We start from the raw sequence: 12,174 nt of genomic DNA, 5'->3' as shown, positions 1-12,174 counted from the left end.
TCCTCATTTTTCCAAATTATCTTCTTGCCCGTTTTTCGGCACGGCGGTCGGCGACGATAAAGCAGGCGTGAATCGCGCCCGGCAGCCAAAAGATACAGGTCAATATGAGATTCAGCAAGGCCTGAAACGGTTTTCCCGAAAACAAAACAGCAAGCGGCGGGCATAAAACTGCCAGCAGGTACATCATTTCCTTTCACTCCTTTCAGCTGTAAAAAAGGACAGCCTCACATGTCAGGCTGTCCTCTTTTGTTTTATTGAATGCCAAGCGCAATTTTTGCGTATCTGGACATTTTATCCCTAGTCCAAGGCGGATTCCATACAATGTGAACCTCTGTGTCTTTCACTTCAGGAAGGTCCGCTAATGCTTTTTTCACCTCATCCACGATAATCGGCGCTAAAGGGCATCCCATTGATGTCAGTGTCATCGTCACGTGCGTTAAGCCGTCTTCATCCATGTCAACATCGTATACCAAACCAAGGTTCACGATATCAACGCCAAGCTCAGGATCGACAACCTGTTCCAGGGCGCCCATGATGTTTTCTTTTAATGCTTCTTCCACGTTCCCTCACTCCTTTTTTCTACAGTATAACGTAAATTCAGCTCTTGTTAATAACTTCGTGCTTTATAAGTACGTTTCAAACCATTCAATCGTTTTTAACACAGCTGCCCGCGGGACTTTATGGTCAGCGTTTTCATCTCCGATAAATTGCAGGCGTTCCGGCTGCTCGCTGTAATGGGATTTAATCGTGTCATAAAATTTCCGGGTCGGCGCGTAAGGCACAACTTTATCTTTTGCGCCGTGCCAAAATAAAAGCGGGCGCTGTTGCAGTTTCTCCGGCTGAAGGCTGAGATCCCGCAATTCGAGACGTTTCATCAGCTGCTGTACCTTCTCTTCCGGCACATCGATTTCAATGCCCTGAGATTGAATATGGTCAATCTGCTGCTGAAACAGCTCCACGTAATTCGGGCTTCCCATCAGGCTGACGCCGGCTTTTATCCAATCATATGCAGTCAAAGCGCCAAGCGTTGTGATGCCGCCCATTGACGTGCCTGCGAGACCGATGCGGCCGCCGTCTATCAGGCCCTCTTTTTCAAAATGGTTTTTAAGTACGCCGATCTCTTCAATCTCGTTAAGGACGATATCCCAAAAATGCCCCGCCAGCTCTTCGACAGCCATTTCTTCTCCCCGTTCCCCATGGTGCAAAGCCTCCGGCAGAACGGCTCTAAAACCCTTCTCCGCAAGCAGATAAGCAATATGAAGGTTGTGTTCCTTCGCGCTTGTAAAACCATGTATAAAGATCACGAGAGGAACAGCGCGGTGCCTGTTCTCTTCCTTTACAATATGTAAAAACGGAATACCGGAAACGGTTTGATTCTCAATTTGTATCACAATATGCCCCTCCTTAGGATAACCATAATCATAAGTGTAACATGTAGACAATAAAGATGGTAAAAAGCTACACTGTAAGTAAGGCAAAACAAGCAAAATCTAAGGTTAAAGGAGCTTTTCATGGAGACAAACCCCTATTTAATCGCATTAGATTTAGATGGAACATTATTAAAGGATGATAAAACCATATCTGAAAACACCCTTCAGACGATACAGCGCCTAAAAGATGACGGGCATTATGTCTGCATCTCAACAGGCCGTCCGTATCGTTCAAGTTCCATGTACTACCAGCAAATGGAGCTGACAACGCCAATTGTCAATTTTAACGGAGCATTTGTCCATCACCCGCAAGACGACAGCTGGGGACGGTATCATACGTCACTGCCGCTTGATGTTGTCAAACAGCTCGTGGATCTCAGCGAGAGCTACAACGTACATAACGTGCTTGCTGAAGTGATTGACGACGTATACTTTCATTACCATGATGAGCACCTGATAGATGCCTTTAACATGAACACAACAAATGTAACGGTCGGAGACTTGAGGGAAAATCTTGGTGAAGATGTGACTTCTGTACTCATACATGCAAAAGAAGAGGATGTGCCGGCAATACGCTCATATTTATCGGATGTGCATGCCGAGGTAATCGACCATAGAAGATGGGCCGCACCGTGGCATGTCATTGAAATTATCAAAAGCGGCATGAATAAAGCGGTCGGCCTGCAGAAAATCAGCGATTATTACGGCGTGCCGAGGGAGCGGATCATTGCTTTCGGGGATGAGGATAACGATTTGGAAATGCTTGAATTTGCAGGCTGCGGCGTTGCAATGGGAAATGGAATTGACGCGGTCAAGCAGATTGCCAACCGAACCACGGCTACAAATGAAGAGGACGGCGTTGCAAGGTTTTTGAAAGAATATTTCTCACTTTAAAGAAGGTCCGTATTAATTTTTCCCACTCATAAACCTTACTTTACCCCACCATACTATTGAAGACGACTCATCTCGTCAAAGTATGGAAGGGGGCAGTCTCAAAATGGGTAAACGAAGCAAATCCAGAAGGTTTATTCAGCAGGGTAAAGACTCCATCGGGCTACACGCCGCAAGATTTCCATATCGGTCTACTTTAGAAGAAGCTCACCAGCATGCCGCGGCACGAGACTCGGCCGAAAGCCAGGTTGAATATTAAATGAGAAATGAACTGTTTCAGCAGGCAAAATCATTTGTTCAACAGGCGGTCATGGTGACAAACGGCTTTGAGGAAGGCGATCAGGAGCAAGCGATTCTGAGAGCCAAAAATGCTGTATCTTCTGCGTATGCCAATTCGACAGATGCGGAACGTCGACAGCTCCATCAATTTCAAAATCAGCTGGACAAACTGCAATAAAAAAAAGGCTATGGCGACTCGCCATAGCCTCTTATTTGACTTCAAACTGCTGAACAGCCTGAACCTGCTTGAGATTTTCCGCCCTGCCCTTAAATGTCACCTTTACCTCATAGGTTCCGGGCTCTGGGACTTCCTTCCACACATCAGAGAAATCATATGTTTCTCCAGATTCGAGCGTCAGGTTTTGAAAAGCCTGCGTAAACATTTTGTCTTTCGAATAACGGTATCTTTCTTTGTGCTCAGAATCATACACGACAAGTTCAAATTTTTGCCCTGTGCTGAATTGAAACTCAATAGCACGTTCACTTTGGTTCTTCAGCGACATGTTAAACTTGATTTGTTCAGGCTCCTGAATTGCGTCAATAGATAAAACAACCTCTTGATTCTCCATTCCGCCTGATACCTCCTTATCGGGTTCTGTCTGCTCATCTTTCCCGCAGCCTATCAAAAGCAGCACGGGGAGGAGCATCACAAGCAGCCGTTTCACGACTTCCACCTGCTTTCGTCAGTCTTTTCTAAAGAAACCAAAAATCCCTGTCGTTTGAACGATGTTCGTAAATGCTTTTGGATCAACTTCTTTGACGATCTTTTCTAAATCGTACAGTTCATACCTCGTGATGACGATAATCATCATTTCTTTCTGTTCGTTCGTAAAAGCTCCTTTTGCCGGAACAGTTGTGATGCCGCGCACCATTTTTCCGTAAATGGCTTCCTTGATTTCGTCCGCTTTTTTCGTCACAATCATTGCCGTAAGCTTCATGTGGCGAGTGTGAATGGCGTCGATCACCCTCGTTGTCACATATAGTGTAACCAGGGTATATAATGCTTTCTCCCAACCTTGCAATAATCCTGCCGTCAAGATGATAATCCCGTTCAGAATGAAGAAATACGTGCCGACGGGTTTATCCTTCCACTTTGCAAGCACCATGGCGACGATATCAAGCCCGCCTGTCGAAGCTCCGTATTTTAATGTTAAGCCGATACCGACTGCGGAAATGACGCCGCCGAACACCGCGTTCAGCAAAATGTCATGTGACAGGCTTGTTTCCGGCAGGATCCCCATAAACAGAGTAGTGAGTGCGACACTTAAAATGCTGTACACTGTAAACGATTTGCCGACCTTCAGCCATCCTAAAATACCGACCGGAATGTTTAAGAGGAACAAGAGCGTTCCCGTCGATATGTAAAAGGGGGCATATTGATCAACGACGCTTGATAAAAGCTGGGCAACACCTGTAAATCCGCTGGCATATACATCTGCAGGTATCAAAAATAAGTTCAGCCCGGCAGCATTGAGTAAAGCGCCGATGATGACGATGAGTAATTTTTTTGTTTGATCTAGTACCATGGCATGTTCCTCCGCTCTTTCTTCTTTATTATGTTTTCCCTTAAAACAAATATTTGAACACGATTTTGGCAAATTAATATGATATAGTTGGCTTAACTCTCATGATAACGAGCGATAACGGAAAGAAGGGAAGCAATATGACAGTTCATCTCATCGCTGACAGCGCCACTGATTTGCCTCGTTCTTATTTTGAAGAAAAAGGCATTGGCTTTATTCCACTCAGGGTTTCTCTCGGCGATAAAGAATTCGAAGATGCAGTCACAATTCAAGCGGATCAAATATTTGAAGCGATGCAAAATGGAGAAACGCCTAAGACGTCCCAAGCCTCACCGCAAACGATTAAAAATGTGTTTTTGCAATATGCCGAAACAGGTGATCCCGCTCTTTACATTGCCTTTTCCTCAGGTCTCTCCGGCACGTATCAGACAGCTGTAATGATCGCCAATGAAGTGAAGGAGGAATTCCCCGATTTCGATTTGCGGGTCATTGATTCCAAATGCGCTTCATTAGGATACGGTCTGGCTGTCCGGCATGCTGCCGATCTCTGTATCAACGGGAATACAATACAAGAAATTGAAACGTCTGTAAAGAACTTTTGCAGCCAGCTTGAACACATTTTTACCGTTGATGATTTAACATATCTCGCGAGGGGCGGCCGGATATCCAAAACGTCCGCTTTTGTCGGCGGCCTGTTGAATATTAAACCGCTGCTTCAGATGGAGGACGGCAAGCTTGTGCCTCTGGAAAAAATCCGCGGACAGAAGAAACTTTTCAAACGGATCATCGAGCTTATGAAAGAGCGCGGGGATGATTGGAGCGATCAAACCGTCGGGATCAGCTACGCCGCGAACAAAGAAAAAGCCACGGACATGAAACACCTGATTGAGGAAGCGTTCAAGCCGAAAGAAATCATTATGTATCCAATCAGTTCAGCAATCGGCTCGCATGCCGGCCCAGGTACATTGGCGATATTCTTTTTAAGAAAATGAGCAAACAAAAACAGTCAGACTCTGTGTCCTGACTGTTTTTGTTTGCTCATAGAATGCCGACAGCCTCATACGCCTTTTCGACTGAAACTGATTGCTTCGAGCCTTCACCGTATAAATCATTGGCAGCTTCAATCGCCGCTTGCTTCATCATGCTGAAATCTGTAGATGCCGTTACATAATATGTTAAAGCCCGATAGTAAATTTGTTCACTTGCTTCACGCCCAATCCCTTCAACCTGTACACCGTGGTGCACGCCTCCTTCTGCAAGAAGATAAGCTGCTTTATTGTGAATGGACGAATTGATATGGACTCCGCCATAATCCTCTGTTCCTGTGTAGCGGTTCGAGTAATGATCTGGATTTCCCTGCTTAGATGGGTCCTCCAATGACCGCAATGAATCTCCTGCAATACCAGGAGTATAGACATCTTCGCCGATCTCCCAATCATCACGGTCAGCCATCGCGCCCATAATGTCAGAAATGGACTCATTTAATGCACCGGGTTCTCCTTGATATAAAAGACCGGCGGAATACTGTGTGACTGCGTGTGTGATTTCATGCGCGACAATGTCGAGCGATCCAGACAGCGGCTTAAATTTCGAACCGTCTCCATCCCCGTATACCATCTGGACACCGTTCCACGCAGCATTGTTCCATTGTTTGCCGACATGCACGGTAGACGTAATCCTTGCTCCGTTTTGATCAAAAGAATCACGGCCAAATGTCTTGCTGTAATAATCGTAAACGGCTTGCGCATTTGCGTGTGCGTCTACAGCCGCAGGTTCATTAAATACGGACGTGCCGCTGACTATTTCTTTGCCCGTATACCCGATCAGTTGAGACAAAAGCGTAAACAAGGTTTCGTTCAGGTTCTTCGCGTCAAATGTATTGATCCCTTTTCCCCTTGTTTCGTCAGCCAAATAAAAGCGCCCATTTTGTTCTGTGACGTCAAAGCTTTTTTCATCACCTGATACGCCGATTCCTGTACCTGCCGCTTCATGAATGGCATTAAAGGACTCAATGACCTTTCCGTTTTTGGCATCGATGAAATAATGCCAATAGCCAGGCTCAGGTTCAGATGTCGAGAGTCTCACAAGGTAGGCGAGATCATATTCACCGTCGTGTGGATAGATATATAATTCGCCTTTTGGTTCCCCATCAAGATATTCGATTTTTCCAATGGAAGCCTCGAGCTCACGCCTTGCTGTATGTATTGCTTTTTTCTCAGAAATAGACGGTGTAATGGAGACGTCTTTGATTTGCGGATGCACCTTTCCAAAGAAACTTTTCACTTGTTTGTTTTCCTTCATCGCGACCGCTTGTTCAAAGCCGTAAATCGGAATTCCTTTGTAAACCTCAGTTAATTTAAAAAACGTTTGTTTTGTCTTTGGATCCTTTATGGTTTTCGAAACGCGAAAATGGCTGTTCGCATTCCCTTTGAGCTTAAACTGCGTTTGATGCTTGTCAAGATAGGAAAATAGCGATTCTTTCTGGGTTGTGTTTTGTACCGGCTTCTGCGATGACTTTTCGATGATGTATGAAGGGGTTTGATACGTATGGTCGTATTCGATGCTTTGTTCAGCTGAGGCATGTGTTACAAAAACCATTTGGGCCGCTGTGCATAAGCCGGCCAGTAATAGAGATGTCTTGGTCAAGTTGCGCAAAACACCACATCCTTCCTATTTTGGAATCTACCATTTTTCTTCATCCTATCAAAAATACAAAAACTTGTATGTGGTGCTTCGTTCTTATTTTCCCAAAAAAGAAGGGCAGAGCTATTTCGCTCTGCCCTTCTTTTTCTACTCTACTAATTTTTTATTGACATAAATAATAACCCCTGCTCCATATGCCAGTATAAGCGGAGGTATGAGCTGCTCCTGACCTTGAAATGAGATAAAACTATTCAGCAAAATGAACAAACCGGAATTCAAGAAAAAGTAGCCTGCTATTCTGGCCAGCCGGTCTTTATCCCGTATACGCGCCTCGTTAAACCCAGCCAGCATCCAGGTTTGTTTTTTGATTCCGACAAAATAGGCAACCACAAAGAATAAAAGCGCGATGACAATTAATAGATAATTGATGCTGATTTCCATCTTACAGCCTCCTACAAGATTACTTGATGTTAAGAAAAAGAAAAAAAGCGGCGCAGCTTACTGCAATCAGCAGCAGGACGACAAGCGCATTGAGGAACGGGCTCAAAAGAAGCACCACTGCTAAAAACAGCAGATAAACCGCACCGACTCGCGAAATCGTAACAATCTCCTTTTGAGAGCGCATTTTGTTTTTTCTGACACCTGCAAACATCATCAATTTTTTCCGCTTCCATACATATCCGGCGAGCACCATTAAATAAACAGCCAGCGGCAGATGTCTGAAGTCGGACGGCAGCAGCGGCAGGGCGATAATCGTGACAATGAGAAGGACCGAAAGCCAGCTTTTGCCCAATAAAGACCTCCTCCTTTTCGTCTCTCCCCCATCACCCATCATCAATTCGGCAAGCTCCTTCGGATGAGAAAATTCAGATTCAACAGCTTCCTGCAGTTCCTCTTCACTAAGGCCGGCTTTGATTCTGTCTTGAACGAAAGCGGTGATATGCCCCTTTAATTCGTCGATAGCGTTTTCTCTCTCTACATCAGGCATATTCGCCAGCTCTGCATTTAGTTCCTCCATGTATCGGTCAATGATAAGCTGTCCATTCATAGCAAATCCCCCGATAAAGACAGTAAGGCTTGATGGGTTTCCAGGTATTTCTCCAGCCGTTCTTTTAACATTTCTTCTCCTTTTTGTGTCATTTTGTAATACTTTCTTTTCGGGCCGTCCAGTGAATCTTCCCAAAAAAATTCGATCCATCCCTTCTCGGTCATACGTTTCAGAATCGGATAAATCGCTCCCTCTGAAATAGCCAGAGCCGAGGTGGTTTTTAAGGATGACGTCAGCTCATAACCGTACATCGGTTTAGAATGCAGTAGGGATAGGATGGCCAGCTCGAAAATCCCTTTTCGAAATTGAACAATCCAGCGGTCATTAACTTGATTCGTTTTCATGGTTTAAATATATCGAAAAAAACACTATATATCAATCACATATAGCAGTGTAAAATGTCCTGTTTTTCCTTTTAACAAAAATGGAATTTCTCATACTTTTTAACCTTTTTATTACATAAATGTTTTTATATTATGAAAAGTGTAAAAACGATTCTTCAGGTTAAAAGGAGCAGTCGAATGCAGAAATCGATATCATTTTTTGTCATTTTTTCAATCCTTTGGGGTTCGCTATTTCTGTTTTCTATTATTGGCAGCTTAGGGACAACCCCGATTCCGCTGACAAAGGACTCCAAATTTCTCATGTCCAGCATCCTCCCTCAGGGCTGGGGCTTTTTTAGCAAAAATCCGCGTGATACTGCAATCGGCTTATATGAGGCTGAAAATGCCAGCGCCAAGGTCAGATGGCCCAATATGAGGGCTGACAACCTATTCGGCCTGTATCGGTATGGGCGGTCACAAGGCGTTGAAATGGGCGTGATCTACAGCCAAGTCGGCAAGGAACAGTGGACAGCATGTAAAGAAAAGGACCTCGGCGCATGCAAAAGCAAAGCCAAAACCGTGCAATTAAAAACACCCGCTCCCCGCCCGCTGCTTTGTGGCAGCTACTATTTGACGAAAGAGGATATTGTTCCTTGGAGCTATTCTAAATATACCCCTTCGTCTTATCAGGTAAAAAGCATAGTCAAGGTTGTGATCTCATGCTCGAAAACATAAAACAGACCATCACCAGATGGGACGAAAGAAACCCGTGGACAAATGTATATGGCCTCGCGCGAAGCATCATTGCGCTATCCAGCCTGCTGACGCTGCTCATCAATCACCCGAGCCTCATTATGAAGCCAGCCAGCGGGATCAGCAGCTATCCAGCTTGTAAAATGAATCTCAGTCTCTTTTGTCTCGGCGAAAATAACTATATGATGTTAAATCTTTTCAGATGGGTCTGCATTGCCATTCTGGTGCTTGTTGTCATTGGCTGGCGCCCCAGAATCACCGGGGTTCTGCATTGGTATGTCAGTTACAGCCTGCAGTCATCGCTGATCGTCATCGACGGAGGCGAGCAGGCAGCAGCCGTCATGACCTTTTTATTGCTTCCCATCACGCTGACCGATCCGAGAAAATGGCATTGGAGTACGAGACCTATAGAGGGCAAAAGAACACTTGGAAAAATAACAGCTTTTATTTCTTATTTTGTGATCAGAATCCAAGTGGCGGTGCTTTATTTTCACTCTACCGTCGCTAAGCTATCTCAGCAGGAATGGGTGGACGGAACGGCCGTCTATTATTTCGCCCAGGAAAAAACCATTGGCTTCAACGGCTTTTTTCAGGCGTTAACGAAGCCAATTGTAACAAGTCCGTTCGTGGTGATTCCGACATGGGGGACGCTGCTGGTTCAAATTGTCATCTTCGCGGCACTGTTTGCGCCGAAGAAGCATTGGAGATTGATTTTGATCATCGCTGTTTTTATGCATGAGATTTTTGCAGTCATGCTGGGCCTCATCAGTTTTTCGATTATCATGGCCGGCATTTTGATATTGTATCTCACTCCTATCGATTCCACGATTCAATTTACATATATTCGCAGACTGTTGTGGAATAAAAAACACAAGAAGGGAGAGGTTTCAGTTTGAAGAAGGCGTTTCTAGTATTTTTGTCGGTTGTATTGGTGACGACTGTGTTTTTGGTGAAGCAGCAAGAAAGTGTGGCACAGGCAAAGCAGCTTGAGTATTCAGGTGAGGAAATTTTTAAAGGCTTTGTGTTTGCCCAAGGGGAAGTTGGCAAACAACTTCCAGAGGTCTTTAATAAAGCGATGACAGACAAACTCAACACAAAACAGGCAAAGGCTTTTGCCAATCAGGTTGTCGCTGATATTAAAAAAGAGGATGCTGACTTTTTTGATAACCTGAAGAAAGCTGTTTACAGCAAAGATGCATTGAAAGTGGATGAACTGCTGAAAAAAGCAGGTCAAATCGTTGAAGAAAAAGTAGAAGCTGCAAAGGAAATCGCCGCTTCTAAGGATGATACATCCAGAGTTCAGGCCGAGCTTGTCAACACTGTTGATACCGCTAACTATTTCTATTATGTTTCTTATGTTGCTGCAGCAGGTGCCCTGATTCTGATCATTCTCGCCATTGATATTACGCCGATTGCGATTTCAGACAATGTGGATCGCGAAATGGCAATCAGAACGCTGGTTGATGAATTAAACTAGACATAAAAAAACGGCTCGCTCCGCAGTCTGCTGCAGGCGAGCCGTTTTCATGCTATTTTTTCTCGTATGTCCATCCATTTTCCTGATACACTTTTCCGTTTTTCATCAAATGGCCCAGCGCGCGTTTAAAGGCGGCTTTGCTCATATTAAAACGTTCTCTGATATCGTCAGGCTGGCTTTTGTCACTGTACGGCATGGCACCGTTTCTCATTCTCATATACGTTAGAATGCACTCAGCATCAACTGACATTGCATCCTGTTTTCTCGGAAGCAGCGACAAGTTGACTGAACCGTCTTCTTTCACTTGAATCACCCGGCCTGTGACTCTTGAACCCAGTCTTGGCTCCTCTTTTCTTTCTGACGGGTGAATAAAACAGCGGATACCGTCATCCGTGATCACGAATGAACCCGATGCGATCAGCCTGTACACCGTACCTGTCAGCTCTTTATTCATCAGATCTTCTGAAGCGTCGGTAAACAGTTCGCTGATGATATCTTCCGGCGCTGGTTTCGCAAACATGCGCCCCCGGTTCGTCACCTTCAGCATACAGTAAAGTTTGTCCCCTTTTTGCGGCCAGACATCTTCGTACGGCGGCAAATGCTCAGTTGCGACTAGTGCGTCCTTCGATAAACCGACATCAACGAAAACGCCCATATCTTCCACTTTATCCACCACTTCAACCCAGCCATATTCATCCGCGCTGATGATCGGAATTTTCATCGTGGCCGCAAGCCTTTCCTGCTGGTCTACGTATATAAAGACTTCTACTTCGTCTCTGTCCTCGATATCCTCAGTCATTTCACTGTTATGTAAGAGAATCGTATCTTCCCCATCGGTTAAAAAGTAACCGAAGTCGGTTTGGTGATCTATACTCAAGGTTAATTGCTGCCCTGGTCTCATGCTATCGTCCTTCCTGTTCCGCTTATTCTCTGCGGATTTTGTTAACATTTTTTCCAATCATCACAAATTGATTCTTTGTTCTGTTGGAAGTTTCTCTTTATTCTACTATAATCAACACATAAGTTAAATGTTATGGAGGTTTTCATATGGCAAAAGAAAGTTCATTTGATATTGTATCCAAGGTGGAATTGCCTGAAGTGCAAAACGCAATCCAAATCGCACTGAAGGAAATCAGTACCCGATATGACTTTAAAGGCAGCAAAAGCGACATTTCTTTAGATAAAGAGGAGCTGGTCCTCGTTTCCGATGACGAATTCAAATTAAGCCAGCTGAAAGATGTGCTGGTCAGCAAATTGATTAAACGAAACGTACCGACAAAAAACATTGATTACGGCAAGGTTGAAAACGCGTCAGGCGGAACGGTGCGCCAGCGTGCAAAGCTTGTTCAAGGCATTGACAAGGACAACGCAAAAAAAATCAATACGATCATCAAAAACTCCGGACTGAAAGTAAAGTCTCAGGTGCAGGATGATCAAGTGCGTGTCACCGGAAAAAACAAAGATGACCTGCAGCAGATTATCTCAGCTGTACGGGGAGCAGATCTGCCAATTGACGTTCAATTTATAAATTTCAGATAAATTTTCTGATTCCTATTGATTATTGTCTTTATTTTCGGTAAATTTGGAGAAAGGGAAAAACGCCAGATATCTTTTGGCACTTCCTGACACGAAAATTTCATATCCGTTCTTATCAAGAGAAGCAGAGGGACTGGCCCGACGAAGCTTCAGCAACCGGTGTAATGGCGATCAGCCATGACCAAGGTGCTAAATCCAGCAAGCTCGAACAGCTTGGAAGATAAGAAGAGACAAAATCACTGACAAAGTCTTCTTCTTAAGAGGACTTTTT

18 protein-coding genes and 1 riboswitch are annotated in these 12,174 nt (G+C 44.5%); of the genes, 8 read left to right on the top strand and 10 right to left on the bottom strand.

All coding sequences use genetic code 11. The annotated features are described in order from the left end of the window. Positions 1-16 precede the first annotated feature (16 nt). The 3 genes from NSU05_RS05915 to NSU05_RS05905 all read right to left on the bottom strand — a co-directional run bounded on the left by NSU05_RS05915 (position 17) and on the right by NSU05_RS05905 (position 1,391). Positions 17-187, bottom strand: coding sequence for a YqaE/Pmp3 family membrane protein (locus tag NSU05_RS05915; protein WP_003232996.1), 171 nt, complete (start codon positions 185-187; stop codon positions 17-19). 64 nt (positions 188-251) lie between these two features. Beyond that, positions 252-560 (bottom strand): metal-sulfur cluster assembly factor, encoded by a 309-nt coding sequence (locus NSU05_RS05910; protein ID WP_014479422.1) that lies wholly within the window; start codon positions 558-560, stop codon positions 252-254. A gap of 63 nt (positions 561-623) precedes the next feature. Next, complete coding sequence (locus tag NSU05_RS05905) at positions 624-1,391, bottom strand: prolyl oligopeptidase family serine peptidase (protein ID WP_003233006.1); 768 nt, start codon at positions 1,389-1,391, stop codon at positions 624-626. A gap of 120 nt (positions 1,392-1,511) precedes the next feature. On the opposite strand from NSU05_RS05905, the gene yitU reads away from it, so the two are divergent. From yitU to NSU05_RS05890, 3 genes are all read left to right on the top strand, one after another. After that, positions 1,512-2,324 carry a 5-amino-6-(5-phospho-D-ribitylamino)uracil phosphatase YitU gene (yitU, locus tag NSU05_RS05900; RefSeq protein WP_038428775.1) on the top strand — a complete coding sequence of 271 codons (813 nt, stop codon included), beginning with the start codon at positions 1,512-1,514 and terminating at the stop codon, positions 2,322-2,324. A 103-nt stretch (positions 2,325-2,427) separates the two neighbouring features. Beyond that, positions 2,428-2,580, top strand: coding sequence for a hypothetical protein (locus tag NSU05_RS05895; protein ID WP_017695668.1), 153 nt, complete (start codon positions 2,428-2,430; stop codon positions 2,578-2,580). Continuing rightward, entirely contained in the window at positions 2,581-2,778 is a 198-nt protein-coding gene (locus NSU05_RS05890; protein WP_003233010.1) for a DUF3813 domain-containing protein, read from the top strand. 31 nt (positions 2,779-2,809) lie between these two features. On the opposite strand, the gene NSU05_RS05885 is transcribed toward NSU05_RS05890, so the two are convergent. Continuing rightward, entirely contained in the window at positions 2,810-3,265 is a 456-nt protein-coding gene (locus NSU05_RS05885) for a BsuPI-related putative proteinase inhibitor (protein ID WP_014479419.1), read from the bottom strand. Between the two features lie 18 nt (positions 3,266-3,283). Beyond that, positions 3,284-4,126, bottom strand: a complete 843-nt coding sequence (locus NSU05_RS05880) for a YitT family protein (protein WP_003245017.1) — start codon at positions 4,124-4,126, stop codon at positions 3,284-3,286. A 137-nt stretch (positions 4,127-4,263) separates the two neighbouring features. On the opposite strand from NSU05_RS05880, the gene NSU05_RS05875 reads away from it, so the two are divergent. Beyond that, positions 4,264-5,115 carry a DegV family protein gene (locus tag NSU05_RS05875; RefSeq protein WP_038428774.1) on the top strand — a complete coding sequence of 284 codons (852 nt, stop codon included), beginning with the start codon at positions 4,264-4,266 and terminating at the stop codon, positions 5,113-5,115. A 46-nt stretch (positions 5,116-5,161) separates the two neighbouring features. Here the strand turns inward: NSU05_RS05875 and nprB are convergent, their stop codons facing one another. The 4 genes from nprB to NSU05_RS05855 all read right to left on the bottom strand — a co-directional run bounded on the left by nprB (position 5,162) and on the right by NSU05_RS05855 (position 8,158). After that, entirely contained in the window at positions 5,162-6,778 is a 1,617-nt protein-coding gene (gene nprB / locus NSU05_RS05870) for a neutral protease NprB (protein ID WP_038428773.1), read from the bottom strand. Positions 6,779-6,913: 135 nt separating this feature from the next. Next, positions 6,914-7,207: a DUF3784 domain-containing protein gene (locus NSU05_RS05865; protein WP_003233021.1), complete on the bottom strand. Its 294-nt coding sequence runs from the start codon at positions 7,205-7,207 to the stop codon at positions 6,914-6,916. A 19-nt stretch (positions 7,208-7,226) separates the two neighbouring features. Next, on the bottom strand, positions 7,227-7,814 hold the full coding sequence (locus tag NSU05_RS05860) for a hypothetical protein (protein ID WP_015715661.1): 588 nt from the start codon (positions 7,812-7,814) through the stop codon (positions 7,227-7,229). Continuing rightward, entirely contained in the window at positions 7,811-8,158 is a 348-nt protein-coding gene (locus NSU05_RS05855) for a PadR family transcriptional regulator (RefSeq protein WP_003233025.1), read from the bottom strand. The genes NSU05_RS05860 and NSU05_RS05855 overlap by 4 nt, the downstream gene beginning before the upstream one ends. 177 nt (positions 8,159-8,335) lie before the next feature. Between NSU05_RS05855 and NSU05_RS05850 the strand changes: the two genes are divergently transcribed. From NSU05_RS05850 to NSU05_RS05840, 3 genes are read left to right on the top strand one after another with little or no spacing between them, the layout of a single operon-like run. After that, positions 8,336-8,872: an SdpA family antimicrobial peptide system protein gene (locus tag NSU05_RS05850; RefSeq protein WP_003245405.1), complete on the top strand. Its 537-nt coding sequence runs from the start codon at positions 8,336-8,338 to the stop codon at positions 8,870-8,872. Then, positions 8,857-9,786 (top strand): sporulation-delaying protein SdpB family protein, encoded by a 930-nt coding sequence (locus NSU05_RS05845; protein WP_003233028.1) that lies wholly within the window; start codon positions 8,857-8,859, stop codon positions 9,784-9,786. The genes NSU05_RS05850 and NSU05_RS05845 overlap by 16 nt, the downstream gene beginning before the upstream one ends. Continuing rightward, positions 9,783-10,367, top strand: coding sequence for a sporulation delaying protein family toxin (locus tag NSU05_RS05840; protein ID WP_003244950.1), 585 nt, complete (start codon positions 9,783-9,785; stop codon positions 10,365-10,367). Before NSU05_RS05845 ends, NSU05_RS05840 begins: the two co-directional genes overlap by 4 nt. Before the next feature lie 52 nt (positions 10,368-10,419). On the opposite strand, the gene NSU05_RS05835 is transcribed toward NSU05_RS05840, so the two are convergent. Next, positions 10,420-11,316, bottom strand: coding sequence for a S1 RNA-binding domain-containing protein (locus NSU05_RS05835; RefSeq protein ID WP_010886474.1), 897 nt, complete (start codon positions 11,314-11,316; stop codon positions 10,420-10,422). Between the two features lie 98 nt (positions 11,317-11,414). On the opposite strand from NSU05_RS05835, the gene NSU05_RS05830 reads away from it, so the two are divergent. Beyond that, complete coding sequence (locus NSU05_RS05830; protein ID WP_003233034.1) at positions 11,415-11,906, top strand: YajQ family cyclic di-GMP-binding protein; 492 nt, start codon at positions 11,415-11,417, stop codon at positions 11,904-11,906. 106 nt (positions 11,907-12,012) lie between these two features. Continuing rightward, positions 12,013-12,130, top strand: a riboswitch (SAM riboswitch). Positions 12,131-12,174 lie beyond the last annotated feature (44 nt).

It is taken from the genome of Bacillus sp. EU52, assembly GCF_037964975.1.
Classification (GTDB): Bacteria; Bacillota; Bacilli; order Bacillales; family Bacillaceae; genus Bacillus; species Bacillus subtilis.
This window is presented reverse-complemented; position numbering and strand designations above follow the sequence as displayed.